The following is a 25,982-nucleotide window of genomic DNA, read 5'->3' on the forward strand; positions in this document are numbered from 1 at the left end:
AAAGCGAAAAAGCCGGACCGCGTGATGCGGTCCGGCCTGGAACATTACAGGGTGCGCGGCACTTCGATACGCTCGAAGCACTCGATCTGGTCACCCGGCTTGACGTCGTTGTAAGCCTTCACGCCGATACCGCATTCGGTACCGTTGCGGACTTCCTCGACGTTCTCCTTGAAGCGACGCAGCGATTCCAGCTCGCCTTCGAACACCACGACGCTGTCGCGCAGGACGCGGATCGGCTTGCTGCGCTTCACCGTACCTTCGATGATCATGCAGCCTGCGACGGCACCGAACTTCGAGCTGCGGAACACATCGCGGACCTGGGCGATACCGATGATCTCTTCGCGGATTTCCACGCCGAGCAGACCGGAGGCCACCTGCTTCACCTGATCGATCACGTCATAGATGATCGAGAAGTAACGCAGGTCCACACCGTTGGACTCGATGATGCGACGCGCGGAGGCGTCGGCACGCACGTTGAAGCCGATGACGGTGGCCTTGGAGGCAACCGCCGAGTTGGCGTCCGATTCGGTGATGCCGCCCACGCCGGAGTGGATCACGTTGATGCGGATGTCGTCGTTGGACAGCGCGACCAGTGCCTGGCTCAGCGCCTGCACCGAACCCTGCACGTCGGCCTTGATCACCAGGTTCAGCACCTGCTGGCCATCGCCCTTGCCCAGGGTCGCCATGATGTCTTCCATGCGGCTGCCAGCGGACTGCACCAGGCGCGATTCACGGCGCTTGGTTTCGCGCTGCTGCGCGACGTCCTTGGCCAGACGCTCGTCTTCGACCACGACGAAGTCATCGCCGGCATCCGGCACGCCGGACAGACCCAGCACCTGCACCGGAATCGACGGGCCAGCCTGGTCGGGCTGTGCGCCGGTTTCGTCGAACAGGGCGCGCACGCGGCCGTACTGGATACCGCAGACCAGGTAATCGCCCTTCTTCAGCGAACCCTGCTGCACCAGCACGGTGGCGATCGGGCCGCGGCCCTTATCCAGCGAGGACTCGATGACCACGCCGCTGGCGCGGCCGTCGGCCACGGCCTTCAGCTCCAGCAGTTCGGCCTGGATCGAGATCGCGTCCAGCAGGTCGTCGATGCCCAGGCCAGCCTTGGCCGAGATCTCGACCATCTGGGTATCGCCACCGAAGTCTTCGGACACGACCTGCTCGGTGAGCAGCTCGTTCTTGACGCGCATCGGATCGGCGCCGGACTTGTCGATCTTGTTGATCGCCACGATCAGCGGCACACCCGCCGAACGGGCGTGCTGGATGGCTTCCTTGGTCTGCGGCATGACGCCGTCATCGGCCGCCACCACCAGCACCACGATGTCGGTCAGCTTGGCACCGCGGGCACGCATGGACGTAAACGCCGCGTGGCCCGGGGTATCCAGGAAGCTGATCACGCCCTTCGGCGTTTCAACGTGGTACGCACCGATGTGCTGGGTGATGCCACCGGCTTCGCCCGTGGCGACCTTGGTGCGGCGGATGTAATCCAGCAGCGAGGTCTTGCCGTGATCGACGTGGCCCATGATGGTGACCACCGGCGGACGTGCCACCGGCTCGCCCTGGTTGCCACCGGCCAGCGCCAGCAGCGCGTCTTCGGCGTCGTTGGTGTTGGCACGGATCACGTTGTGGCCGAGTTCTTCGGTCACCAGCGCGGCGGTGTCGTGGTCGATGGTCTGGGTGATGGTCGCCATGACGCCCATCTTGAACAGCGCCTTGACCACATCGCCGCCCTTGACGGCCAGCTTCTGGGCCAGATCGGCGACGGTGATGGTGTCGCCGATGGTGACGTCACGCACGATCGGAGCGACCGGACGTTCGAAGCCATGGGCACCACCGCCACTGCGCGACTGGTTGCTGTCACGGCGGCTGCCGTGCTGCACGCGCCCGGTCGGACGACCGCGCGAGTTGCTGTTGTTGCCGCGGCGGGCACGATCGGCAGCCGACAGATGCAGCTGACCGGCAAAGCGGTTGCCACCATCGTCGTCGCGCTTGGCGCCCGGACGGTTGTTGTTGTTCGAGTTGCGATCGTCCGAACGCGGCGCCGGACGGGCAGCCGACGGTGCCGCCGGGCGCGCATTGCGCGCCGGTGCATCGGCAGCAGCCGGCTTGGCGGCAACCGGGGCCGGGGCCGGCGGTGCGTTCTTGGCCGCTTCGGCAGCGGCTTCAGCCGCCTTGCGCTCGGCTTCGGCACGTTCCTTGGCGTCGATTTCTTCCTGACGCTTGCGGGCGATCTCTTCATCGCGCGCACGGTCCTTCTCGGCCAGTGCGCGCTGCTCGTCCAGATTGCGCTGGCGGGATTCCTCCAGCTTGCGCAGGATGTCGGCGCGCTCCTCATCCGCGGTCATCGGCTTGCCGCTGGCGTCCTTCATGTAGGTACGCTTCTGACGCACTTCCACGTTGACGGTGGTCTTGCTGCGGCCGGCACTGACGGTCACTTCCTGCAACTTGCGACGGTTCAGGGTGATCTTCTTGGCGGCTTCGTCGGTGCTCTCGACGGGCTGCTCGGTCTTGCCGTGCGAGCGACGAAGGAAGCCCAGGAGCTTCACCTTCTCGGTACTGGTCACGACCTGGTCGGGACCGCTGAACTTCATGCCGGCTTCGGCAAGTTGTACGAGCAGTTTATCGACCGGGGTATTGACCAGTTCGGCAAGCTTGCGGATGGTGGTTTGCTGCGACATTCGGATCCTATGATCTGGTTGGCGCTCCCTCGAAACGTGCGAAGGCAGCGCGGAGTCTAAGCCCTGAGCGGGTCAGGGCACTGTTCATCGCTGGCTCATTCGCCGCGCTCCAGGCGGGCGATCTCCTCGGCTCGGGCGGCAAGGATCAGGGCGGCGGCGCGCTCCTGGTCCATGTCCTCGATGCCGAACTCGAGGATCTCGTCGGCGGCCAGGTCCGACAGGTCCTCACTGGTACGCACGCCGTGACCGGCCAGGGCGTAGGCGGTTGCCTCGTCCATGCCTTCCAGGGCGAGCAGGTCTTCCGACGGCGAGCCGTCCTCCAGACCTTCTTCCACCGCCAGCGCTTCGTTGAGCAGCGCATCGCGGGCACGGGCACGCAGCTCTTCGACGATGTCTTCGTCGAAGCCTTCCACGGCCAGCAGTTCGCCGACCGGGACGTAGGCGATTTCTTCCACGGTGTTGAAGCCTTCGGTCACCAGGATGGCGGCGATTTCTTCATCCACTTCCAGCTTGTCCATGAACAGCTGGCGGGCAACGCCCTGCTCTGCCTCGGACTTGGCGGTCACCTGGTCCTGGGTCATCACATTGAGCTGCCAACCGGTCAGGCGGCTGGCAAGACGGACGTTCTGGCCGCCCTTGCCGATCGCCTGGGCCAGGCGCTCTTCCGCCACGGCCAGGTCCATCGAGTGCTTTTCTTCATCGACGATGATCGACTGCACTTCCGCCGGCGCCATCGCATTGATGACGAAGTTGGCGGGGTTCTCGTTCCACAGCACGATGTCCACGCGCTCGCCGTTGAGCTCGTTGGACACGGCCTGCACGCGCGAACCGCGCATGCCGATGCAGGCACCGATCGGATCGGTACGCGAATCATGGGCCAGCACGGCGATCTTGGCGCGGTCGCCCGGATCACGTGCGCAGGCCTTGATCTCGACCAGGCCCTGGCCGACTTCCGGCACTTCGAGCTTGAACAGTTCGATCATGAATTCCGGGGCGGCACGGCTGATGAACAGCTGCGGGCCACGCGGTTCCGAACGGACTTCGGCCAGGTAACCGCGCACGCGGTCGCCAGCGCGCAGCACGTCGCGCGGAATGCCCTTGTCCTTCGGGATGAAGGCCTCGGCGTTGCCGCCCAGGTCCACATAGATGTTGCCGCGCTCGGCGCGCTTGACCACACCGGTGACCAGTTCGCCAACGCGATCCTTCCACGCATCGACCACCTGCTGACGCTCGGCCTCGCGCACGCGCTGGACGATCACCTGCTTGGCGGCCTGTGCGGCGATACGGCCGAAGTCCGGGTTTTCGATCTGCTCTTCGATGAAATCGCCGACTTCCACGCCGTCGGCTTCATCGATGGCGTCCATCAGACGGATCTGGCGGTCCGGAGACTCCATGACCACGTCATCGGCCACCACTTCCCAGCGGCGGAAAGTTTCGTAGTTGCCGTCCTTGTGGTCGATCGACACACGGGCCAGCACTTCTTCTTCCGGGTAACGCTTTTTGGCAGCCGAAGCCAACGCTGCCTCGATGGCATCGAAGATGACTTCGCGCGGGACGCCTTTTTCGTTGGCGACCGCATCCACTACCAGCAAAAGTTCCTTGCTCATTGGCTCACTCCGCGCGCGGCTTTTTGGCCGCCGGCTCGTTGGATGGTTTCTTGTTCGCCTTGCCACCCTGTTTGGGTGCCGGGCCAGTCGGTTTGGTCGGAGCCAGGCCGAGGGCGGCCCAGTCCGGCATGATGCGTGCCTTGTCGATGTTTTCGATGTCGGCGGTGAACGGAGCATTGTCGACCTTGAAGGTCACCGTGCCCTGTTCGATATCCACGGCGAGAATCTCGCCCTGCAGACGGCGGCGGCCGTCCTGCGGCAGGCTGAGCGTCACCTTGGCCGATTCGCCGATGGCGCGCTGGAACTGCTCACCGGTGAACAGCGGGCGGTCCACGCCCGGCGAAGACACTTCCAGCGTGTAGTTCGCCGTGATCGGGTCTTCGACGTCCAGCTGGGCGGACACTTCGCGGCTGACGCGCTCGCAGTCGTCGATGTTGACGATGCGCTCGGGCTGTTCGGCCAGCGGCACGTCGATGTACAGGCGCAGCGTGGCACCACCCGGGGCGGTCAGATATTCCACGCCCAGCAGCTCGAGACCCAGCGACTGAACGGTGGGGGCGAGCAGATTCGCGATTTCGGTTGCCTTGTCGCTCACAGTCGGCCTTGATTCGTTGAAAAGAAATACGGTCTGGTCCATGGCTTGGACCACCTTCCGGAAACAACAAAGGGCCCGTTGGGCCCCTGTCCGGTACAACTCCGGTCATGCTGGATTCCGGTGCAGATGCGCACGTGGTGCGAGTCTGCGAGCCCAGCGTTCCGGGGGGTCACGGCGGCCTGGGTACAGGTTGCCGTTCCTGGAAGCCGGTCGCGGGGCCTGTTCATATCCCTTGAGGGGATAGGAATAGACAGTCCGCTAAGCCACTGATGATAGCCGTTGCACCGCGCTGGTGCAATGGTTGGGGTGGCCTCTGGCGTCCCTGTTCGAAAAGCTGAACAGCCAAGCGGCTGTGTAACCCTCGTCGTGGGCAGCGGCGCGGGCAGGTCCGAAGAAGGCGCCGTGACCCAACGAAAAAAGCGACCTCGTTGCCGAGATCGCCTTTTCGTCTACTGCATCTGCACTGCAGATTTTCTGTGGTAGCGGGGGCAGGATTTGAACCTGCGACCTTCGGGTTATGAGCCCGACGAGCTGCCAGACTGCTCCACCCCGCAGCAGAAGCGGAATTGTAAGGGAGTTTTCATTCCCGTGCAACCCCATGTTGAAACGAATACCTCGCACCGAGGAACGGCAGCCGGGGAACGGTTTCCCCTCTCGCCCAGGAACGGCAGCCGACCAACGGTCGGCTCTACCGGGACTGGAACGAAAAAAGCGACACCGTTTCCGGTATCGCTTGATTCGTCCACTGCCTCCGGTTTGCACCGGAGCTATATGGTAGCGGGGGCAGGATTTGAACCTGCGACCTTCGGGTTATGAGCCCGACGAGCTGCCAGACTGCTCCACCCCGCAGCAGAAGCGGATGAGTCGTGTACCAACCAACGGTTGGTACCTACCGCAACGATGTTCTGGCGAAACCGCTGCATCAACAACTCAGGAGATGAATATTACACGAGTTGCGCACGTTTGTATCGTTTTTTACGAAATTTGTGCAAATGCCTGCTGGCACCACACCATGATCGGGTTCCACGCCACGCCCAGGGCCAGCAGCGCCAGCGCGTTCACGCCCAGCACCACACCCAGCACGCGGTCGTTGTTGGCCGGCAGCGGCTCGCCCACCGGCTCATCGAAGTACATGACCTTGATGACGCGCAGGTAGTAGAAGCAGCCGATCACGGCGCAGATCACGCCGACCATGGCCAGCCACAGCATGTCGCCCTGGATCGCCGCGCCGAGGACGGCCAGCTTGGTCCAGAAGCCCAGGAACGGCGGGATGCCTGCCAGCGACGCCATGATGCACAGCACCAGGCCGGCCATCCACGGGTTGCGGGCATTGAGGCCCTTGAAGTCTTCGATCTTCTCCGCTTCAAAGCCGTTGCGCGACAGCGCGATGATCGCGCCAAACGCGGCCGTGGACATGATCGCGTAGCTCAGGGCGTAGAACAGCGCCGCCGAGTAGCCACGCTCGCCACCACCGGCCATGCCCATCAGCAGGAAGCCGATGTGCGAGACGGTCGAGAAGGCCAGCATGCGCTTGAGGTTGGTCTGCGCGATCGCCATCAGGTTGCCGATCACCAGCGACAGTGCGGCCAGCCCACCGATCAGGTACTTCCACTCGTCGGCCAGCGGGCCCACGCCCATCTCCAGCAGGCGGTAGGCCATGCCGAACGCGGCCAGCTTCGGGGCCGAGCTGATGAACAGCGCGACCGGTGCCGGGGCACCCTGGTACACGTCGGGCAGCCACATGTGGAACGGGGCGGCACCCAGCTTGAAGGCCACGCCGGCGATCATGAACACCGCGCCGGTCAGCAGCAGCATCTTCTCTTCGGTGTGCGGAATGGCAGCGTTGATCGCATCCAGATGCAGCGAGCCGGTGGCGCCGTAGATCAGCGACATGCCGTACAGCAGCAGGCCCGAGGCCAGCGAACCGAGCACGATGTACTTCATCGCCGCTTCCGAGGCCAGGCCGTTTTCACGGTTGCTGGCGACCAGTGCGTAGGAGCACAGCGCCAGCAGTTCCAGGCCCAGGTAGACCATCAGCAGGCTGCCGGCCGAGACCAGGATCATCATGCCTGCAGTGGCGAACAGGATCAGCACCGGGATCTCGCCCTGGTAGAGCTTGCGCTCGCGCAGGTAGCTCCAGCCGTAGATCAGGGTCAGGCCGCTGCACAGCACGATCACGGTCTTCATCACGTCGGCCGCGTTGTCGCGGACGAACATGCCGTGGAAGACCTCGCCCTGCCCGCCCACTCCGGTGGCGAGCATGATGAACACGACCGCCAGCGCAGCGATCGAGAACAGGTGGGTCCAGATCTTGTTCTTCTCACTGATGAAAAGATCAAGCATCAACAGGGCGAACGCACTGCCGACCAGCACCAGCTCGGGAGCGAGCGGCGGGAGGTCAGCGGCGGTCAGTGGCAACAGCGGCGAGGTGGTCATCATCAAATCCTGGAATCAATACTCTCGACGGCCCGATTACAGCAGCTTGCTGGATGCGATCTGCATCGCCAGCTTCGCGATCGAGGGCTCCATCAGGTCGGTCAGCGGCTTGGGGTACAGGCCCAGGGCAAGGGTGCCCACGGCGAATACACCCAACACCAGCCACTCGCGACCGTTGATGTCCTTCAGTTCGGCGACATGGGCGTTGGCCACTTCACCGAAGAACACGCGCTTGTACAGCCACAGCGTATACGCCGCGGTGATCACCAGGGTGCTCGCCGCGCCGAGTGCCAGCCACGGATTGCGCTGGAAGCTGGCCATGATGATCATGAATTCACCGACGAAGCCGCTGGTACCCGGCAGGCCGGCATTGGCCATGAAGAACAGCATGGCGAAGGTGGCGAACCAGGGCATCACGTTGACCACGCCGCCGTAATCGGCGATGCGGCGGCTGTGCATGCGGTCGTACAGGACGCCGACGCAGGAGAACATCGCGCCGGACACGAAGCCGTGCGAGACCATCTGCACCATCGCGCCCTGCAGGCCCAGACGGGCGGCATCCGGGTTGCCGGCGTCGCGCACCAGCCACATGGCGATGAAGGTACCCAGGGTCACAAAGCCCATGTGCGCGATCGACGAATAGGCGATCAGCTTCTTCATGTCGTCCTGCACCAGGGCGACCAGGCCAACGTAGATCACCGCCACCAGCGACAGCGCGATCACCAGCCAGGCCCACTCATGCGAGGCGTCCGGCACGATCGGCAGGTTGAAGCGCAGGAAGCCGTAGCCACCGATCTTCAGGGCGATGGCGGCCAGGATCACCGAACCGGCGGTCGGCGCTTCCACGTGGGCGTCCGGCAGCCAGGTGTGGACCGGGAACATCGGCACCTTGACCGCGAAGGCGATCAGGAAGGCGAAGAAGATCCACGTCTGTTCCTTGCCCGACAGCTGCAGCTGGTACAGGTCGGCCAGCTGGAAGCTGCCGCCCTTCAGGTACAGGTAGATCAGGGCTACCAGCATCAGCACCGAGCCGAGGAAGGTGTACAGGAAGAACTTGAGCGCGGCGTAGATGCGGCGCGGGCCGCCCCAGACACCGATGATCAGGAACATCGGGATCAGCATCGCTTCGAAGAACACGTAGAACAGCATCGCGTCCGTCGCCGAGAAGATACCGACGGTGACACCCTCCAGGATCAGGAAGGCGGCCACGTACTGGTTCACGCGCTTGTCGATCGCGCTCCAGGCACCGATCAGGGCCAGCACCGAGACCAGCGTGGTCAGCAGGATCAGCGCGATCGCGATGCCGTCGACGCCGAGGTTGTAGCCGATGTCGTAGGCGGGGATCCAGGCGCGGGTCTCGACGAACTGCAGTGCGTCGATTCCCCTGTCATAGCCGCTGAGCAGCGACAGGCTGGCCACGAAGGTCAGCACCGCGACGCCCAGGGACGCCCACCGGGCGGTTTGGGCATCCCGGATGGCAAGGATCAATGCACCGCCGATGATCGGCAGCCAGATGAGAACACTAAGTAGGGGCCAGTTCGACACGTCTTCTTATTCCGTACAGGTCATCAACGCAGGTAATGCATCAGGACGCCCAGAAGGGCAATCAGGCCGATGATCATCGCGAAGGCGTAGTGATAGAGGAAACCGGATTGGGTGCGACGCAGCAGGTTGGCCGCCAGATCGATCAGGCGCGCCGAACCGTTGACCACCACACCATCGACCACATTCGTGTCGATCGCGCGCGAAACCTTGCCGAGCTTGATACCGCCGCCGGCGAAACCGCCGATCCAGAGCTTGTCGAAGCCGTACTTGTTCTCCAGCACCGACACGATCGGCGCGAAGGTCTTGCGGGCCTTGCCGGCCAGTTCCGGCTTCCACAGGTAGAACAGCGCCGCCAGCAGGAAGCCGACCACCGTCAGGATGAAGGCCGGGGCCATCATGCCGTGGATCGCGAAGGCCACCGGGCCGTGGAATTCTTCGGCCAGCGCACCAATGGTGTTGCGCGCCGGGTCGTAGAAATCAACGATGCCGGTGAAGAACGAGTGCACCTGGCCCGGGATGGTGGTGTCGGCGTGGTGGCCGGCCCAGTCAGTGCCATACAGCATCGGACCGATGCTGAAGAAACCGATGACCATCGAGGGAATCGCCAGCAGGATCAGCGGCAGCGTCACCACCCACGGGGTTTCGTGCGGCTCATGCGCGCCATGGCCGTGGCCATGATCGTCATGATGCGCGTCGCCATGGTGGGCGTCGGCTGCGTGCGCGTCTGCGGCGTGATGATCGTCATGGCCATGGCCGTGATCGTCATGCGCATCGCGGAAGCGTTCCTTGCCATGGAAGGTCAGGAACAGCAGGCGGAAGCTGTAGAAGCTGGTGACGACCACGCCACCCAGCACCGCCCAGTACCCGTAGGTCGCCACCCAGCTCGAGGAGACATGCGCGTGGTGCTGCGCGGCCTCGATGATGGTGTCCTTGGAGTAGAAGCCGGAGAAGAACGGGGTGCCGACCAGGGCCAGCGTACCGATCCACATGGTGATGAAGGTGATCGGCATGTACTTGCGCAGGCCGCCCATCTTGCGCATGTCCTGCTCGTGGTGCATGGCGATGATCACCGAGCCCGCGCCGAGGAACAGCAGCGCCTTGAAGAAGGCATGGGTCATCAGGTGGAACACGGCCGCCGAGTAGGCCGACACACCCAGGGCGACGGTCATGTAGCCCAGCTGGGACAGCGTGGAGTACGCGACGACGCGCTTGATGTCGTTCTGCACGATGCCGATCAGGCCGGTGAAGAACGCGGTGGTGGCACCGATGAACAGCACGAAGTTCAGCGCGGTCTGGGACAGCTCGAACAGCGGCGACATGCGGGTAACCATGAAGATGCCCGCGGTGACCATGGTCGCGGCGTGGATCAGGGCCGAGATCGGGGTCGGGCCTTCCATCGAGTCCGGCAGCCAGACGTGCAGCGGCACCTGGGCCGACTTGCCCATCGCACCGATAAACAGGCAGATGCAGATCACGGTGGCGACCGACCAGATCACCGGCTCGCTCATCACCGGAATGGAGGTGCCGAACAGGTTGATCGTGCCCGACCAGATCTGGATCAGCGCATCCGGGTGGCCCAGCACCTGCGCATTGGCGAACACGGTGGCGTAATCGAGGGTGCCGAACACCCACAACACGCCGGCGATGCCGAGGATGAAGCCGAAGTCACCGACACGGTTGACCAGGAAGGCCTTCATGTTGGCGAAGATGGCGGTCGGGCGCTTGAACCAGAAGCCGATCAGCAGGTACGAGACCAGGCCCACCGCTTCCCAGCCGAAGAACAGCTGCAGGAAGTTGTTGCTCATCACCAGGGTGAGCATCGAGAAGGTGAACAGCGAGATGTAGCTGAAGAACCGCTGGTAGCCCGGGTCGTCCTGCATGTAGCCGATGGTGTACACGTGCACCAGGAAGGACACGAAGGTCACCACGACCATCATCATCGCGGTGAGCTTGTCGACCATGAAGCCGACGTGCGCCGAGTACTGGCCCACTTCGAAGAACGTATAGATGTTCTGGTTGAACGGCTGGGCGCCGCCCCACAGCAGCATGTACAGCACATAGCTGGACAGCACGCAGCTGACCGCCACGCCGAGGATGGTGACCGCCTGCGCGCCAGCGCGACCGACCTGACGACCGAACAGGCCGGCGATGATGCTGCCGAACAGCGGTGCGAGCACCACTGCGATCAACAGACTCTTGGAGAGAGTGATTTCCATCTACGGATCAGCCCTTCAGCGAATCGACTTCGCCGACATTGATGGTGCGGCGAGTACGGAACAGGGTTACCAGGATCGCGAGGCCGATGGCGGCCTCGGCCGCGGCCACGGTCAGGATGAAGAAGACGAACAGCTGTCCGGCCGTATCACCCATCTCACGCGAGAACCCGACGAAATTGATGTTGACCGACAGCAGCATCAACTCGATGGACATCAGCAGCACGATGATGTTCTTGCGGTTGAGGAAGATGCCGGCAAGGCTGATGCAGAACAGCACCGCGCCGAGCGCCAGAATGTGGCCAAGCGTGATCATGGCTGCGCCTCCTCGTTGCTGGACGGCTTGATGTTGGTGTGCACGACCGGCTTCTCCGCGTCCATCTTGACCACGCGCAGGCGGTCGCTGCCCTTGACCATGGTCTGCTCGGACGGGTTCTGGGTCTTCAGGCCGGTGCGGCGACGCAGGGTCAGCATCACGGCGGCAACCACGGCCACGGTCAGGATGACGGCGGCGAACTCGAACGGCAGCAGGTATTCGGTGAACAGGCTGCGGGCCAGCCAGGTGATGTTGGAGGTGTCGGCAGCCAGCGCGGCAGCGTTGTCGGCCGGGAACGGATTGACCGCCCTGCCCTTCACGCCGATCAGCACCAGCATCTGCACCAGCATCGTGACCGCCACCACCAGGCCGAGCGGCAGGTAACGCACCCAGCCCTCACGCAGGTTGGAGGGATCGATGTCCAGCATCATCACCACGAACAGGAACAGCACCATGACCGCGCCGACGTAGACCAGCACCAGGGCCACGCCCAGGAACTCGGCGCCGACCAGGATCCAGATGCAGGCCACGGAGAAGAAGGTCAGGATCAGGCACAACACGGCATAGACCGGATTGCGCACGCTGATCACCGCCGCGGCGGAAATGCCCGCCACGATGGAGAAGACCCAGAAACTGATATTTACCCAATCCATCATTCGACCTCAGCGGAAAGCGGCATCGGCGGCGCGACGCTCGGCGATCTCGGCTTCAAGCCGATCACCGATGGCCAGCAGCTGCGGCTTGGTAACGATGTTCTCGCCACGGTTCTCGAAGTGGTACTCGAGAATGTGGGTCTCGACGATCGAGTCCACCGGGCAGCTTTCTTCGCAGAAGCCGCAGAAGATGCACTTGAACAGATCGATGTCGTAACGGGTGGTACGGCGGGTGCCGTCCTCGCGCTTGGCCGAATCGATGGTGATCGCCAGCGCCGGGCACACCGCTTCGCACAATTTGCATGCGATGCAGCGTTCCTCGCCGTTGGGGTAGCGGCGAAGCGCATGCAGGCCGCGGAAACGCGGCGACTGCGGGAACTTCTCCATCGGGTACATCAGCGTGTACTTGGGCTTGAAGGCGTACTTCAGGGTCAGCCACAGACCACCGAGCAGCTCAAGGAGCAGCAGGCTTTTGAAGTAATGGGTAATTCGGTTCATCGCTTAGACGCCCTTCTGGATCACGCCGTAAAACACCATCAACGCCGTCACTGCAATCCAGAAGATGGTGAGCGGGATGAAGACCTTCCAGCCCAGACGCATGATCTGGTCGTAACGGAAGCGCGGGAAGCTGGCACGGAACCAGATGTAGGAGCTGGCGAAGAAGAAGACCTTCAGCAGCAGCCACGGCCAGCCGCCCACCCAGATCCACTCAACCCACGGCGCAATGGCCTGGTTGCTGAGCTGGATGTCGAACCAACCTTGGAACGGGCTCAGCCAACCACCGAGGAAGAAGATCGAGATCAGGAAGCTGATCAGGATCATGTTGGCGTATTCGGCCAGGAAGAACAGCGCGAAGGCACCACCGGAGTACTCGACCATGTGGCCGGCCACGATTTCCGATTCACCTTCCACGACGTCGAACGGCGCGCGGTTGGTTTCGGCAACGCCGGACACCCAGTACACGATGAACAGCGGGAACAGCGGCAGCAGGAACCAGTCGAACAGACCGGAGTTGCCCGCCTGCGCCATCACGATGTTGCTCAGGTTGAGGCTGCCCGAAGCGATCATCACGCCGACCAGGGCAAAGCCCATCGCGATTTCGTAGCTGATCATCTGCGCCGAGGCGCGCATGGCGCCCAGGAACGCGTACTTCGAGTTGGAGGCCCAACCGGCCAGGATGATGCCGTACACGCCCAGCGAGGTCATCGCCAGCAGGTACAGCAGGCCGGCGTTGGCGTTGGAGAGCACGATCCGGGCGTCGAAGGGAATCACCGACCAGGCCGCGAAGGCCGGGCCCAGGGTGATCAGCGGCGCAAGGATGAACATCGCCTTGTGCGAGCTGCTCGGCTGGATGATTTCCTTGAACAGCAGTTTGAAGACGTCGGCGAAGGCCTGGAAGATGCCCATGCCGACATACATCGGGCCATGACGCACGTGCATCCAGCCGATCAGCTTGCGCTCCCAGACCACGTAGAAGGCCACCGAGATGATCACCGGCATGGCGATCACCAGGATCTTCAGGATGATCCAGAGCAGCGCGCCGATGTCGCCCAGTGACAGCAGCCACTGGTGCAGCGGATCGACCGCGTTCAACAGCAATTCGTTCATGCAGCCACCACCGTTACGCGTGCGGCACCCAGCGGTGCGGTTGCACCGTGGCCCGATTCAATCCAGACCGACCCAGCGGCAACGCGGGCGTCGACCACCACCGGCAAGGTGGCACGGCCGGCATCGGTGCCGACCTTGGCCATCTGGCCTTCCACCAACTGCAGGCGGGCAGCGTCGTCGGCGTTGAGCACGATGCGCGGGGCGTTGTTGAGCGGATGCGACTGCAGCGCCTGGGCACGACGGACCACCGCATCGGTGCGGTAGATCGCGGCGGTCGAGGTCACTTCCAGGCCCTCGCCCGCCACCGGCGTGGCCGCCGAAGACGACACGTTGACGCTGACCGCGGCCAGGCTGGCGCGCAGGCCGGCCAGATCGGTGAACTCGAAACCGGCCAGCGACAGTTCGCCGCCCAGTGCACGCAGCACGCGCCAGCCTTCACGCGCCTCGCCCGGCAGCTTGCCGCCGGCACGCGCCGACTGCTCGCGACCATCGAGGTTGGTCAAGGTGGCATCCACTTCCGGCAGCGCGCCGATCGGCAGGATCACGTCGGCCACATCGCGGGTCGAGGCACAGGCGAACTGGCTGAAGGCCACCACCTGGGCACCGGCCAGTGCCTTGCGGGCAGCGGCGGCGTCGGCGAAGTCCAGGCCCGGCTCGATGCCGTAGATGGCGTACGCCTTGCGCGGCTGCGCCAGCATGGCGTTGACGTCCTTGCCGGCCGGCAGCACGCCGGCGCGGGTCAGGCCCACGGCATTGGCGCCCTGCGGGATGCGGCACAGCTTGGCACCGGTCGCAGCGGCGAAATCACGCGCGGCGGCGCGGATCGCGGCAGCCTGCGGGTGGTTTTCGGCGATGCCACCGACGATCAGCACGGCATTGCTGGCGCCCTTGACCGCGTCGCGCAGGTCGGCATTGCCGAGCGCGTCGATGAAGGCCGACGGGGCAACGATCTGCTTGCTGGCCAGCTTGAACGCGAAATCGAAGTCCACCGGGTTGACGGCATGGATCTTCGCGTTGCGCGTGGTCTGTGCCTTGCGCAGCCGGGCATGCAGCAGCGGCAGCTCGTGGCGGATGTTGCTGCCGAGCACGACGATGCTGTCCGCGCCTTCGATCTCGGCCAGCGGCAGGCCGAAGACTTCGGCGGTGGCGGCGTCGGAGAAGTCGCGGTTGTTGATGCGGTGATCGATGTTGGTGGTGCCCAGGCCGGTGGCGAGGCGGGCCAGCAGCGCGCCCTCCTCGTTCGAGGCCGACGGGTGCACCAGCACGCCGAGGTCGTCGCCCTGGTTCGCGGCGAAGATTTCCTTGGCGGCGGCCAGGCCTTCAGCCCAGCTCACTTCCTTCCACTCGCCGTTGACCTTGCGCAGCGGCTTGACCGCACGGTCATCGCTGTACAGGCCCTGGTGCGAATAGCGGTCGCGATCGGACAGCCAGCATTCGTTGACGGCTTCGTTGTCGCGCGGCACTGCGCGCAGCACTTCGCCGCGACGCACGTGCAGGAACAGGTTCGAGCCCATCGCGTCGTGGTAACCCAGCGACTCGCGTGCAGTCAGTTCCCACGGGCGGGCGCGGAACTGGAACACCTTGTTGGTCAGCGCGCCGACCGGGCAGACATCGACGACGTTGCCGGACAGCTCGGTGGTCAGCGGCTTGCCGTCGTAGGTGCCGATCTGCAGGTTTTCACCGCGGTACATGCCACCCAGCTCATAGGTACCGGCAACGTCGGCAGTGAAGCGGACGCAGCGGGTGCACTGGATGCAGCGGGTCATTTCGGTGGCCACCAGCGGACCGATGTCCTCGTCGGGCACCACGCGCTTGCGCTCGTTGAAGCGGCTGACCGAACGGCCATAGCCCAGCGAAACGTCCTGCAGCTCGCACTCGCCGCCCTGATCGCAGATCGGGCAGTCCAGCGGATGGTTGATCAGCAGGAATTCCATCACCGAGCGCTGGAACTTCAGCGCCTTTTCACTGCGGGTGGCGACCTTCATGCCATCCATAACCGGCGTGGCGCAGGCCGGTGCCGGCTTGGGCGACTTTTCCACGTCGACCAGGCACATGCGGCAGTTGGCGGCGATCGGCAGCTTCTCGTGGTAGCAGAAGCGCGGGATCGGAATGCCGGCCTTGTCGGCGGCCTGGATGATCATCGAGCCCTTGGGCACGACCAGGGACTGGCCGTCGATTTCGACGGTCACGTGATCCGGTGGCACGCTCGGGTTTACGGGTTGCGCGCTCATGCGGCGGCTGCCTCCACCTTCTTGCCGTCAACCATCGAATGACCGTTGACGATGTAGTACTCGAATTCGTCCCAGAACTGGCGCAGGAAGCCCTGGATGGGCCATGCCGCCGCTTCACCGAACGCACAGATGGTGTGACCTTCGATCTGGCCGGCCACCGTCTTCAACTGATGCAGGTCTTCCATCGTGGCCTTGCCGGCGACGATGCGCTCCAGCACGCGGTGCATCCAGCCGGTGCCTTCACGGCACGGGGTGCACTGCCCACAGGATTCCTTGTGGAAGAACTGGCTGATGCGGCAGGCGAACTTGACGCAGCAGACGCTGTCGTCCAGCACCACGATGGCGCCCGACCCCAGACCGGTGCCCAGGGCACGCAGGGTGTCGTAGTCCATCTGCAGGCCCTTGAGCTCTTCAGCCTTCAGCACCGGCATCGAGACGCCGCCCGGGACCGCGCCCTTGAGCGTGCGGCCCGGCTTCAGACCACCGGCCATTTCCAGCAGGTCGTCGAAGGTGGTGCCCAGCGGCACTTCGAAGTTGCCGCCCTTCTGCACGCAGCCGGAGACCGAGAAGATCTTCGGGCCGCCGTTCTTGGTCAGGCTCAGGCCCTGGAACCACTCCGGACCGTTGCGGATGATCGCCGGCACCGAGGCATAGGTCTCGGTGTTGTTGATCGTCGACGGCTTGCCGTACAGGCCGAAGTTGGCCGGGAACGGCGGCTTGTAGCGCGGCTGGCCTTTCTTGCCTTCCAGCGATTCCATCAGCGCGGTTTCTTCGCCGCAGATGTACGCGCCGGCGCCCAGCGCACCGTAGATGTCGATGTCCACGCCGCTGCCGAGGATGTCCTTGCCCAGCCAGCCGTTCGCGTACGCGTCGGCCAGGGCCTGCTCGAAGTTCTCGAACGGCTCGTGGTGGAACTCGCCACGCAGGTAGTTGTAGCCCACGGTCGAGCCGGTGGCGTAGCAGGCGATCGCCATGCCTTCCACCACCGAATGCGGGTTGTAACGCAGGATGTCGCGGTCCTTGCAGGTACCCGGCTCGGATTCATCCGAGTTGCACAGGATGTACTTCTGCATCGTGCCCTTGGGCATGAAGGACCACTTCAGGCCGGTCGGGAAGCCCGCGCCGCCACGGCCGCGCAGGTTGGACTGCTTGACCATCTCGATGACCTGCTCCGGCGAGATCTTCTCTTCGAGGATCTTGCGCAGGGCGGCGTAACCGCCGGTCTTGAGGTAGTTTTCATACGACCACGGAGTGTCGTAATGCAGGGTGGTGTAGACCACCTGGTGCGGCAACGGTGCGGGACCGACCGGACCACTGGGTGCGTGATGATGTGCCATGTCTTACTCCAACCCGTCCAGCAGCTCGTCGACTTTCTCGACGGTCAGGCGCTCGTGGTAATGGCCGTTGATGACCATCATCGGCGCACCGGCGCAACCGGCCAGGCATTCTTCTTCGCGCTTGAGGTAGATGCGGCCATCGGCGGTGGACTGACCGGTCTTGCAACCGAGCTTCTTCTCGGCGTGCGCGACCAGGTCTTCGGCGCCGTTCAACCAGCAGCTGATGTTGGTGCAGAAGGCGACGTTGTGGCGGCCGACCTTCTCCAGTTCGAACATCGAGTAGAAGCTGGCGACCTCGTAGGCCCACACCGGCGGCAGGTCCAGGTACTTGGCGACGCCGGCGATCAGCTCGTCGGTCAGCCAGCCCGCATTCTGTTCCTGTGCGGCGTGCAGGCCCTGCAGGACAGCCGAGCGCTTGCGATCCGGCGGGAACTTGGCCAGCCAGTGATCGATGTGCGCACGGGTCTTGTCACTCAAGACCACCATCGGGTCGACGTCGCGCGCCGCCTCGAAATTACCTGTCGCCTTCATCGGCCGACCTCAGCGAATACGAAATCGTTAAAAACCAGAACCTGCAGCGCCGGCAGAAGCCGGCGGGTGTCAGGCATCGTGCAAGCGGATGCGATCACCGGTCCACCTCACCGAACACCAGGTCGTAGGTGCCGATCATGGCCACCACGTCGGCGAGCATGTGCCCGCGCACGACCGAGTCGATCGAGGACAGATGGGCGAAGCCCGGCGCGCGCAGGTGCACGCGGAACGGCTTGTTGGCGCCATCGGACATCAGGTAGCAGCCGAACTCGCCCTTGGGTGCTTCGACGGCGGCGTAGGTTTCGCCGGCCGGGACGCAGTAGCCTTCACTGAACAGCTTGAAGTGATGGATCAGCGCTTCCATGTCGTCCTTCATGTCTTCGCGGCTGGGCGGCGCGACCTTGAAGTTCTTGACCATGACCGGACCCGGGTTGGCCTTCAGCCAGGTGACGCACTGCTTGATGATGCGGTTGGATTCGCGCATCTCGGCCACGCGGCACAGGTAACGGTCGTAGCAGTCACCTTCCTTGCCGAGCGGGATGTCGAACTCGACCGCGTCGTACTTGGCATACGGCTGCTTCTTGCGCAGATCCCAGGCGATGCCCGAGCCACGCAGCATCACGCCGGTCATGCCCCAGGCATGGGCCAGCTCCGGGGTGACCACGCCGATGCCGACCGTACGCTGCTTCCAGATACGGTTGTCGGTCAGCAGGGTTTCGTATTCGTCCACGCGCTTGGGGAACTCGACGGTGAAGTTCTCCAGGAAGTCCAGCAGCGAACCTTCGCGCGAGGCGTTGAGGTTCTTCAGGGCCTTGCCCTTGTGCCAGCGCGATTCCTTGTACTTGGGCATGTGGTCCGGCAGGTCACGGTAGACGCCGCCCGGACGGTAGTACGCTGCGTGCATGCGCGCGCCGGAGACCGCTTCGTAGCAGTCCATCAGCTCTTCGCGCTCACGGAAGGCGTACAGCATGACCGCCATCGCGCCCAGATCGAGCGCGTTGGAACCCAGCCACATCAGGTGGTTCAGGATGCGGGTGATTTCGTCGAACATGGTGCGGATGTACTGCGCACGCTCCGGCGCCTCGATCCCCATCAGGGTCTCGATCGCGCGCACGTAGGCGTGCTCGTTGCACATCATCGACACGTAATCCAGGCGATCCATGTAGCCGATCGACTGGTTGAACGGCTTGGACTCGGCCAGCTTTTCGGTACCACGGTGCAGCAGGCCCACGTGGGGGTCGGCACGCATGATGGTTTCGCCGTCCATTTCCAGGATCAAGCGCAGCACACCGTGCGCGGCCGGATGCTGCGGACCGAAGTTCATCGTGTAGTTGCGGATCTCCTGGCGCAGTTCGGCCGGGTTGCTCGCAAAGGCCTGGCTGGCCTGGGTGAATTCACTCACTTGCTTGCCTCCGACTGCGCGGATTCACCGGCAGCGGTCTGGAAACGGGCGTCGTCACGGATCACGCGCGGCACGCCGACACGCGGTTCGACCGAGGTCACCGGTTCATAGATGACGCGCTGTTTTTCTTCGTCGTAGCGCACTTCGACGTTGCCGATCAGCGGGAAATCCTTGCGGAACGGATGGCCGACGAAGCCATAGTCGGTCAGGATGCGGCGCAGGTCCGGGTGACCTTCGAAGATCACGCCGAACAGATCGAACGCTTCGCGCTCGAACCAGTTCAGGCCCGGCCAGATGTTGGTCAGCGAAGCGACCACCGGCAGTTCCTCGTTCGGCGCAAAGCAGCGGATGCGCATGGTGAGGTTGTGCTGGTAGGAACGCAGCTGGGCGACCACGGCAAACCGCTGCAGCGGGATCGGCTGCGGCTGGGCGCCATCGCTGGTTTCGCGGGTGGGGAATTCACCCCAGGCGAAACGGCCGACGGACTTGCCCTCGACGCCACGGCTGAAACCCTGGGACGACACATCGGCCGTATCCCATTCGTCGCTGCCATAACCGAGATAATCCAGGCCGCACAGGTCAACGGCCTGCTCGAAACCGAATTCGTCGCGCAGCGCCAGAGCGGTGGCATGCCAGTCAGCGGCGGGCACTTCCAGCGTCACTTCGCCGCGGGGTTCGACCACGAAGACCTGCGCACCTGCGAAACGTGCGGAAAGTCGGTCGATGAAGGAATGTGCTTGCTCTGCCATGGGGGCTTGGCGTGCTCTTGTCAGGAGGGATGTCAGCGGGCGATGGTCTGCGTACGCCAGATCTTCTTCTGCAACTGCAGGATCCCGTACACCAGCGCTTCGGCGGTAGGTGGGCAGCCGGGGACATAGATGTCCACCGGCACCACGCGGTCACAGCCACGCACTACTGCATAGGAGTAGTGGTAGTAGCCGCCACCGTTGGCGCAGCTGCCCATCGAGATGACCCACTTCGGGTCCGGCATCTGGTCATAGACCTTGCGCAGGGCCGGAGCCATCTTGTTGACCAGGGTGCCGGCCACGATCATCACGTCGGACTGACGCGGCGACGGGCGGAACACCACGCCGTAACGGTCAAGATCCAGGCGCGCCGCACCGGCGTGCATCATTTCCACTGCGCAGCAGGCCAGACCAAAGGTCATCGGCCACATCGAACCGGTACGCGCCCAATTCAACAGCGCATCGACGCTGGTGGTCACGTAGCCCTTTTCGAGCAGGGGGTTGTCGCCTTCGGGGCGCAGGATGTCATCGACCCGCCCTTCCGGGACCGGGTTGTTCATCAGGCCGTCGAGCGTCTGAATTACTCCCATTCCAGCGCTCCCTTCTTCCAGACGTAAATGAAACCGAGGAAAAGCATGCCCACGAAGAGGCCCATCGTGACCAGCGAACGTGCGCCCAGTTCCATGAAGACCTGGGTCCACGGCACGATGAAAATGATTTCCAGATCAAATACGATGAACTGAATCGCGATCAGGTAGTAGCGCACATCGAACTTCATGCGCGCGTCCTCGAAAGCCTCGAAGCCGCATTCGTACGGCGAGAGCTTTTTAAGATCAGGACGTCGGGGACCGAGGAATCGGCCAACCAGCATCAGCGCAACGCCGATACCGGTGGCAACGATCAGAAACAGCAGAGACGGCAAATATTCGGCCAGCACAGCGATTCTCTCTTGCCTCTGCCGCTGCGCCTGCAGGCGCTTTGGCATGGGGGAGTGGACGGATACCGCTACCTGGCGCTTTGCGCGCCAGACGAACCCGCTTACAAACAAATGGTGCCCAAGAGGGGACTCGAACCCCTACGACTCTCGTCGCTACCACCTCAAGGTAGTGCGTCTACCAATTCCGCCACCTGGGCTTACGATCGCACCGGTTGTTCTCCAGTGCGCCGCATATTGTAACCGTCTTCAGCGAGTCTGGGTGCCTTCCGAAGGCTTTTCTTCACCAGATTTCGGAGTTTCCGCCTGAGCCGGCACAGTGGCCGACGGAACAGGCTGCTGCGCCGGGGCTTCCGGGGCCTTGGGCACGGCCGGAAGCTCGCCTGCCGGTGCGGCCGGCGCAGTGGCGGCCGGCGCCGACATCAGGCCGAGGTCCTGCTGTGCTGCCGGGCGCGAGCCATGGCTGGCGTACCAGGCCATGAAGAGGCTGATGCCGAAGAACACCACGGCCAGCCACTTGGTCGACTTGGACAGGAAGTTGGACGCACCACGTGCGCCGAACACGGTACCCGAGGCGCCGGCACCGAAACCCGACCCTGCGGCCGCGCCGGAACCACGCTGCATCAGGATGAGCGCGATCATGGCCACTGCGACCAGCACGTAGACCACATTGAGGATCAACATCAGCATTTCGAATCCGTCCTCGGACATGTCGTGCCGGCGGTTGGGCCGACAACGTAACTAATTAGCGCCCCGCCGCCGCGGCAGCGATGGCAAGGAAGTCCGCGGCCACCAGCGAGGCGCCGCCCACCAGCCCACCATCGACATCGGGCTGTGCGAACAGTTCCGCGGCGTTGTCGGGCTTCACGCTGCCGCCATAGAGGATCGACAGTGAATCCGCAATTCTAGCATCGAGCTTGGCCACTTCGCCACGGATGAACGCGTGGACCTGCTGGGCCTGCTCCTTGGAGGCGGTCCGGCCGGTGCCGATGGCCCAGACCGGCTCATAGGCGACCACGGCCTGGGCGAACCCTGCGGCCCCGACCAGATCCAGCACCGGGGCCAGCTGGGCGGCGATGACCGCCTCGGTCTGGTTGGCTTCGCGCTGCTCGAGCGTCTCACCGACGCACAGGATCGGGGTCAGACCGGCATGCAGGGCGGCGGCGAACTTGCGGGCGACCAGTTCGCTGCTTTCAGCGTGGTACTGCCGGCGCTCGGAGTGACCGACCAGGCCGTAGCGGGCCCCGACTTCGGCCAGCATGGTGGCCGAGACTTCACCGGTGTAGGCGCCCTTTTCATTGCTGCTGACATCCTGGGAGCCGAACGCGACGGCGCGGCCTTCGAAGGCTTCGACCAGCTCGCCCAGATACGGCAGCGGCGGCAGGACCACGACGTCGACGCCCTGCAGCGGGAGGTCGGCAACCAGGTCACTGACCAGGTCGGTGGCGAATTGGCGGCTGCCGTGCAGCTTCCAGTTACCGGCGACGATCTTGCGGCGCATGGCGGGGGCTCCTTTGGGTATCAGCCGGCCATGATAACGGATGCAACGAAATGGCGTTGGTGGGAAAACGCTTACATTTCAATTGGATATTTATTTTCCGCTGGGGACGAAAAGCACGTGCAAGGGCGACAGCGGCGGCGGGGGCGCCCGGGCTGGGCGGGCGCAGGTGGGTTGGCGCGCATCGGAGTGCGGTGGAGCAAGCCGGCCAGCGACCGGCACGACCCGGAATGAAGAAGGCCGCCTTTCGGCGGCCTTCGTTCTTGCCCCGGCAGGATCGCTTACTTCAGCTTGATCTCGCGCAGGCGCTCTTCCAGGAAGCCGTGGGCGGTGATCGGCTCCGGGTAGCGGCTCGGGTTCTCCGGGGTGATGCAGGTCGGCAGCACGTCGATCAGGAAATCCGGGTTCGGGTGCAGGAAGAACGGCACCGAGTAGCGCGGCTGGCGCGCCTGTTCGCCCGGGGGATTGACCACGCGGTGGATCGTGGAGGGGTACACATGGTTGGTCAGGCGCTGCAGCATGTCGCCGATGTTGACCACGATGGTGTCCGCGTCGGAGGTGAACGGCACCCACTTGCCCTCGTGCGACTGCACTTCCAGGCCGGCCGCACTGGCGCCGACCAGCAGCGTGATGAAGTTGATGTCGCCATGGGCCCCGGCGCGCACGTTCGGGATGTTCTCCGCCGTGATCGGGGGGTAATGGATCGGGCGCAGGATCGAATTGCCGTTGTTGGTCTTGTCGGCGAAGAAATCCTCCGGCAGGCCAATGTGCAGCGCCAGCGCCGACAGGACGCGCGAGCCCAGCTTGTCCAGCGCCTGGTAGATCCCGTAGCCCCGCTCGCGGAAGCCCGGCACCTCGCTCGGCCACAGGTTCGGGGCCATCACCTCGCGGTACGGGGAGTCGTCCGGGATCTCCCGGCCGATGTGCCAGAACTCTTTCAGATCAAAGTGCTGCGAGCCCTTGGCGGTCTCCACGCCGAAGGCCGTGTAGCCGCGCGCGCCGCCACTGCCCGGCACGTGGTACTGGCGCTTGGTTTCTTCGGGCAGCGCGAAGAAGGCCTTGAAGACCTCGTAGGCGGCGTCGATGTCGGCCTGCGGGATGCCGTGGTTGCGGATGCCAGCAAAGCCCCATTCGCGGTAGGCCGCACCCAGCTCAGCCACGAACGCATCGCGGTCGGTGTCAAAACGGGTGATGTCGAGGGTGGGGATCTGGCTCACAGCGATTCCTGCTTGTTCATGGTGGTCGGTGGGCCAGCTGTGGCCCGGCTGAACATTGTGCCAGATCGGGCCAACCCCGCCACCGATACATTGATACAAACCGATACAATGCGCGCGCCCAGACGGCCAGAACGGGCCAACGGTGACGCTGACGCGCTGCCCCCTTTACTCCTTGCCCCGCCCGCCTGATGGATGCCCTGCCCTCCCCTCATCGCCGATGGCGTTGCGCCGGCTCACGCCGGCAGGGCCGACCCCGTGGCCGATGTGCACGCACGACCTCCCACCCACGGCACCGCACAGCGCATGGGATGCGCTGGCGCGATTCCGCAGGCAATGACGACGGCCGCCCGCGCCTGCCGCGGGCGCGTTTCCACACATGGACTGTCCACCGATGAACGCTCCACTGAAAATTCTCCATACCGAGGCTGCCAAGGGATTTGGCGGGCAGGAGATCTACATCTACCGCCACATGCTGGCCATGCGCGATCGCGGCCATGACGTCTCGCTGCTGTGCCAGCCCGGCGCGCGGCTGGGCGAGATGGCACGCGAAGCCGGCTTCACCGTGCACGCGCTCAGGATGGGCGGCCTGCTGCGCATGCTGCGCGGCATCTGGTCGGTCTCGCGCCTGGTACGTCGCCATGGCTATGACGTGGTCAACACCACCAGCCGCCGCGACAGCCTGATTGCCGCCGCCGGCGCCCGCCTGGGTGGCACGCCGCTGGTGGTGCGTTCGCGCCACCTGATGAGCCCGATCAACTCGCTGCTGACCTACACCGGCCTGCCCCACCGGGTGATGACCGTGAGCAGCTTCGTCAAGAAACTGATGGTCAGCCGCGGCATCGACGATGCGCGTGTGGGAATCGTCCCGCCGATCGCGGTGCCGCCGCAGTGGTCGCAGATCGCCAAGCGCGACCCGTGGCAGTGCCTGCAGGACACCCGCGCCGACGTGCGCGCCGAACTGGGCTTCAGCGACGAGCAGATCGTGGTCGGTTGTGTCGCAGTGCTGCGCGAACCCAAGGGCCACCTGGAGCTGCTCAAGGCGATGGCGCCACTTTGCCAGGCCAACCCGCGCGTGCAGCTGGTGATCGTCGGTGATGGCCAGCCGGTGATGGATCGCCTGATCGCCCTGCGCGAGCAGTTCGGCATCGCCGCGCAGGTGCACCTGCTGGGTTACCGCCAGGGCGCTTGCCGGTTGATGGCCGGCTTCGATATCTTCGCGCTGGCCACCCACAAGGAAGCGGCCGGCACGGTGTTCCTCGAGGCCGCCTACGTCGGCGTGCCGATCGTGGCCACGCGCGTGGGCGGCGTGCCGGAGATGGTGGTGGAAGGCAGCAATGCCCTGCTCGCGCCGCTGGGCGACCAGGCCGCGCTGACCAACGCACTGCGTACCCTGATCGAACAGCCCGACCGCCGCCAGCAGATGGGCCTGGCGGGCTGGGAATGGATGCGCAGCGCGCACCGCTTCACCCCGACCGGTCACACTGAAGCGACCGAACACTATTACCACCAGTGGTTGAAGGAACTGGGCCATGGCCAACGCTAGATCCGTCCCGGTGCTGATGCACCACCATGTCTCCCCGTCCCCGGGGATGATCACGGTCTCGCCGGAAAACTTCGAAAGCCAGATCGCCTGGCTGGCGGCCAATGGCTGGACCTCGCTGACGCTGGACCAGTACGCGGATTTCCTCGCGGGCAAGCCGACGCCGGCCAGGTCGATCGTGATCACCTTCGATGACGGTTACCTGGACAACTGGGTGTACGCGCATCCGATCCTGGCCAAGTACGGCATGCACGCGGTCGTGTTCGTGGTGACCGGCTGGATGGGCGAAGGCGATGTCCGCCCGCATGCGGGCCAGCCCGGCGCCACCCTGCCCGCGACACCGGACCATCGCGGCTGCGAGGAGGCGATCCTGCGCGACAACCGCCCGGACGATGTGATGATGCGCTGGAGCGAGGCGCGCGCGATGATCGCCGCCGGCACCTTCGAAGTACATTGCCATACGCACACGCACACCCGCTGGCTCAAGCAGGCGATCTCCCGCGAGCACAAGCGCCAGGGCATCGCCGGCGACCTGTCGGTGGCGCGCGATGTCCTGCAGCAGCAGCTGGGCGAGGTCTCGGACACTCTGTGCTGGCCGTACGGCGACTTCGACGAGGACTATGTGCAGATCGCGCGGGCGCACGGCTTCAAGTACCTGCATACCACCCATCCGTTCGGCCGCAACGTGGTCGGTGGCGATCCGGAACACATCTACCGCTTCGCGATCCGCAACCGGCCGGCGAGCTGGCTGCGCAAGCGCATCGCCTACAGTTACCACCCGCTGGTCGCGCCACTGTTCAACCGCTTCAAGGCGAAGAAAAAGAAGATGGTGCCGGGGCCGTAACGCGCTACCCCGCCGCAACGAAAACGCCCCGGTTTCCCGGGGCGT

Annotated in this window: 22 protein-coding genes and 3 tRNA genes; 2 read left to right on the plus strand and 23 right to left on the minus strand. The window is 64.3% G+C overall.

Annotated features, from left to right (window positions below; translation table 11 throughout):
• Positions 1 to 44: 44 nt before the first annotated feature.
• From infB to BIZ42_RS03825, 23 genes are all read right to left on the minus strand, one after another.
• Entirely contained in the window at positions 45 to 2,684 is a 2,640-nt protein-coding gene (gene infB, locus BIZ42_RS03715; RefSeq protein ID WP_070425586.1) for a translation initiation factor IF-2, read from the minus strand.
• Between the two features lie 95 nt (positions 2,685 to 2,779).
• The gene (gene nusA, locus BIZ42_RS03720; RefSeq protein WP_019182690.1) at positions 2,780 to 4,291 is read right to left on the minus strand and encodes a transcription termination factor NusA; all 1,512 of its coding nucleotides are present in this window, start codon (positions 4,289 to 4,291) and stop codon (positions 2,780 to 2,782) included.
• Between the two features lie 4 nt (positions 4,292 to 4,295).
• A complete protein-coding gene (gene rimP / locus BIZ42_RS03725) occupies positions 4,296 to 4,886 on the minus strand; it encodes a ribosome maturation factor RimP (RefSeq protein ID WP_019182689.1) in 591 nt (196 codons plus the stop codon).
• Positions 4,887 to 5,363: 477 nt separating this feature from the next.
• Positions 5,364 to 5,440, minus strand: a tRNA-Met gene (locus tag BIZ42_RS03730).
• A gap of 218 nt (positions 5,441 to 5,658) precedes the next feature.
• Positions 5,659 to 5,735: transfer RNA gene (locus tag BIZ42_RS03735), tRNA-Met, on the minus strand.
• 126 nt (positions 5,736 to 5,861) lie between these two features.
• Complete coding sequence (gene nuoN / locus BIZ42_RS03740; protein WP_070425587.1) at positions 5,862 to 7,322, minus strand: NADH-quinone oxidoreductase subunit NuoN; 1,461 nt, start codon at positions 7,320 to 7,322, stop codon at positions 5,862 to 5,864.
• 36 nt (positions 7,323 to 7,358) lie between these two features.
• Positions 7,359 to 8,867 (minus strand): NADH-quinone oxidoreductase subunit M, encoded by a 1,509-nt coding sequence (locus BIZ42_RS03745; RefSeq protein WP_070425588.1) that lies wholly within the window; start codon positions 8,865 to 8,867, stop codon positions 7,359 to 7,361.
• Positions 8,868 to 8,890: 23 nt separating this feature from the next.
• Positions 8,891 to 11,083, minus strand: a complete 2,193-nt coding sequence (gene nuoL, locus BIZ42_RS03750; RefSeq protein ID WP_070425589.1) for an NADH-quinone oxidoreductase subunit L — start codon at positions 11,081 to 11,083, stop codon at positions 8,891 to 8,893.
• Between the two features lie 7 nt (positions 11,084 to 11,090).
• A complete protein-coding gene (nuoK, locus tag BIZ42_RS03755) occupies positions 11,091 to 11,396 on the minus strand; it encodes an NADH-quinone oxidoreductase subunit NuoK (protein ID WP_019182685.1) in 306 nt (101 codons plus the stop codon).
• Positions 11,393 to 12,049: an NADH-quinone oxidoreductase subunit J gene (locus BIZ42_RS03760; protein WP_026069700.1), complete on the minus strand. Its 657-nt coding sequence runs from the start codon at positions 12,047 to 12,049 to the stop codon at positions 11,393 to 11,395. Before BIZ42_RS03760 ends, nuoK begins: the two co-directional genes overlap by 4 nt.
• A 9-nt stretch (positions 12,050 to 12,058) precedes the next feature.
• A complete protein-coding gene (nuoI, locus tag BIZ42_RS03765) occupies positions 12,059 to 12,547 on the minus strand; it encodes an NADH-quinone oxidoreductase subunit NuoI (protein ID WP_017355930.1) in 489 nt (162 codons plus the stop codon).
• Positions 12,548 to 12,550: 3 nt separating this feature from the next.
• Positions 12,551 to 13,657: an NADH-quinone oxidoreductase subunit NuoH gene (gene nuoH / locus BIZ42_RS03770; RefSeq protein ID WP_070425590.1), complete on the minus strand. Its 1,107-nt coding sequence runs from the start codon at positions 13,655 to 13,657 to the stop codon at positions 12,551 to 12,553.
• The gene (gene nuoG / locus BIZ42_RS03775; RefSeq protein WP_070425591.1) at positions 13,654 to 15,888 is read right to left on the minus strand and encodes an NADH-quinone oxidoreductase subunit NuoG; all 2,235 of its coding nucleotides are present in this window, start codon (positions 15,886 to 15,888) and stop codon (positions 13,654 to 13,656) included. The genes nuoH and nuoG overlap by 4 nt, the downstream gene beginning before the upstream one ends.
• A complete protein-coding gene (gene nuoF / locus BIZ42_RS03780; RefSeq protein WP_019182681.1) occupies positions 15,885 to 17,225 on the minus strand; it encodes an NADH-quinone oxidoreductase subunit NuoF in 1,341 nt (446 codons plus the stop codon). The genes nuoG and nuoF overlap by 4 nt, the downstream gene beginning before the upstream one ends.
• Positions 17,226 to 17,228: 3 nt before the next feature.
• Positions 17,229 to 17,756 carry an NADH-quinone oxidoreductase subunit NuoE gene (gene nuoE / locus BIZ42_RS03785; RefSeq protein ID WP_019182680.1) on the minus strand — a complete coding sequence of 176 codons (528 nt, stop codon included), beginning with the start codon at positions 17,754 to 17,756 and terminating at the stop codon, positions 17,229 to 17,231.
• Positions 17,757 to 17,850: 94 nt separating this feature from the next.
• Positions 17,851 to 19,158: an NADH-quinone oxidoreductase subunit D gene (locus tag BIZ42_RS03790; protein WP_046273237.1), complete on the minus strand. Its 1,308-nt coding sequence runs from the start codon at positions 19,156 to 19,158 to the stop codon at positions 17,851 to 17,853.
• Positions 19,155 to 19,907, minus strand: coding sequence for an NADH-quinone oxidoreductase subunit C (locus tag BIZ42_RS03795; RefSeq protein WP_019182678.1), 753 nt, complete (start codon positions 19,905 to 19,907; stop codon positions 19,155 to 19,157). The genes BIZ42_RS03790 and BIZ42_RS03795 overlap by 4 nt, the downstream gene beginning before the upstream one ends.
• A gap of 32 nt (positions 19,908 to 19,939) precedes the next feature.
• Complete coding sequence (locus BIZ42_RS03800; RefSeq protein WP_019182677.1) at positions 19,940 to 20,494, minus strand: NADH-quinone oxidoreductase subunit B; 555 nt, start codon at positions 20,492 to 20,494, stop codon at positions 19,940 to 19,942.
• Complete coding sequence (locus BIZ42_RS03805; RefSeq protein ID WP_026069699.1) at positions 20,485 to 20,841, minus strand: NADH-quinone oxidoreductase subunit A; 357 nt, start codon at positions 20,839 to 20,841, stop codon at positions 20,485 to 20,487. Before BIZ42_RS03805 ends, BIZ42_RS03800 begins: the two co-directional genes overlap by 10 nt.
• Positions 20,842 to 20,953: 112 nt before the next feature.
• Positions 20,954 to 21,038, minus strand: a tRNA-Leu gene (locus BIZ42_RS03810).
• A gap of 49 nt (positions 21,039 to 21,087) precedes the next feature.
• Positions 21,088 to 21,528: a preprotein translocase subunit SecG gene (gene secG, locus BIZ42_RS03815; RefSeq protein WP_070427438.1), complete on the minus strand. Its 441-nt coding sequence runs from the start codon at positions 21,526 to 21,528 to the stop codon at positions 21,088 to 21,090.
• 55 nt (positions 21,529 to 21,583) lie between these two features.
• Positions 21,584 to 22,339, minus strand: a complete 756-nt coding sequence (tpiA, locus tag BIZ42_RS03820) for a triose-phosphate isomerase (RefSeq protein WP_046273238.1) — start codon at positions 22,337 to 22,339, stop codon at positions 21,584 to 21,586.
• 278 nt (positions 22,340 to 22,617) lie between these two features.
• Complete coding sequence (locus BIZ42_RS03825) at positions 22,618 to 23,553, minus strand: 2-oxoglutarate and iron-dependent oxygenase domain-containing protein (RefSeq protein ID WP_019182673.1); 936 nt, start codon at positions 23,551 to 23,553, stop codon at positions 22,618 to 22,620.
• Between the two features lie 391 nt (positions 23,554 to 23,944).
• On the opposite strand from BIZ42_RS03825, the gene BIZ42_RS03830 reads away from it, so the two are divergent.
• On the plus strand, positions 23,945 to 25,096 hold the full coding sequence (locus tag BIZ42_RS03830; RefSeq protein ID WP_070425592.1) for a glycosyltransferase family 4 protein: 1,152 nt from the start codon (positions 23,945 to 23,947) through the stop codon (positions 25,094 to 25,096).
• Positions 25,083 to 25,937 (plus strand): polysaccharide deacetylase family protein, encoded by an 855-nt coding sequence (locus BIZ42_RS03835; RefSeq protein ID WP_070425593.1) that lies wholly within the window; start codon positions 25,083 to 25,085, stop codon positions 25,935 to 25,937. Before BIZ42_RS03830 ends, BIZ42_RS03835 begins: the two co-directional genes overlap by 14 nt.
• The last annotated feature ends 45 nt before the right edge of the window (positions 25,938 to 25,982 follow it).

This window comes from Stenotrophomonas sp. LM091 (genome assembly GCF_001806305.1).
Lineage (GTDB): Bacteria > Pseudomonadota > Gammaproteobacteria > Xanthomonadales > Xanthomonadaceae > Stenotrophomonas > Stenotrophomonas bentonitica_A.

Bases quoted from the DNA above. Each gene is read 5' to 3' on its own strand.
- nuoE (WP_019182680.1), bottom strand. From the start codon at position 17,756: ATGAAGGCGACAGGTAATTTCGAGGCGGCGCGCGACGTCGACCCGATG.
- nuoG (WP_070425591.1), bottom strand. From the start codon at position 15,888: ATGAGCGCGCAACCCGTAAACCCGAGCGTGCCACCGGATCACGTGACC.
- nuoF (WP_019182681.1), bottom strand. From the start codon at position 17,225: ATGGCACATCATCACGCACCCAGTGGTCCGGTCGGTCCCGCACCGTTG.
- nuoL (WP_070425589.1), bottom strand. From the start codon at position 11,083: ATGGAAATCACTCTCTCCAAGAGTCTGTTGATCGCAGTGGTGCTCGCA.
- nusA (WP_019182690.1), bottom strand. From the start codon at position 4,291: ATGAGCAAGGAACTTTTGCTGGTAGTGGATGCGGTCGCCAACGAAAAA.
- nuoN (WP_070425587.1), bottom strand. From the start codon at position 7,322: ATGACCACCTCGCCGCTGTTGCCACTGACCGCCGCTGACCTCCCGCCG.
- BIZ42_RS03760 (WP_026069700.1), bottom strand. From the start codon at position 12,049: ATGGATTGGGTAAATATCAGTTTCTGGGTCTTCTCCATCGTGGCGGGC.
- secG (WP_070427438.1), bottom strand. From the start codon at position 21,528: ATGCTGATGTTGATCCTCAATGTGGTCTACGTGCTGGTCGCAGTGGCC.
- nuoK (WP_019182685.1), bottom strand. From the start codon at position 11,396: ATGATCACGCTTGGCCACATTCTGGCGCTCGGCGCGGTGCTGTTCTGC.
- BIZ42_RS03835 (WP_070425593.1), top strand. From the start codon at position 25,083: ATGGCCAACGCTAGATCCGTCCCGGTGCTGATGCACCACCATGTCTCC.
- nuoH (WP_070425590.1), bottom strand. From the start codon at position 13,657: ATGAACGAATTGCTGTTGAACGCGGTCGATCCGCTGCACCAGTGGCTG.
- nuoI (WP_017355930.1), bottom strand. From the start codon at position 12,547: ATGAACCGAATTACCCATTACTTCAAAAGCCTGCTGCTCCTTGAGCTG.
- BIZ42_RS03830 (WP_070425592.1), top strand. From the start codon at position 23,945: ATGAACGCTCCACTGAAAATTCTCCATACCGAGGCTGCCAAGGGATTT.
- BIZ42_RS03795 (WP_019182678.1), bottom strand. From the start codon at position 19,907: ATGGCAGAGCAAGCACATTCCTTCATCGACCGACTTTCCGCACGTTTC.
- tpiA (WP_046273238.1), bottom strand. From the start codon at position 22,339: ATGCGCCGCAAGATCGTCGCCGGTAACTGGAAGCTGCACGGCAGCCGC.
- infB (WP_070425586.1), bottom strand. From the start codon at position 2,684: ATGTCGCAGCAAACCACCATCCGCAAGCTTGCCGAACTGGTCAATACC.
- BIZ42_RS03800 (WP_019182677.1), bottom strand. From the start codon at position 20,494: ATGGGAGTAATTCAGACGCTCGACGGCCTGATGAACAACCCGGTCCCG.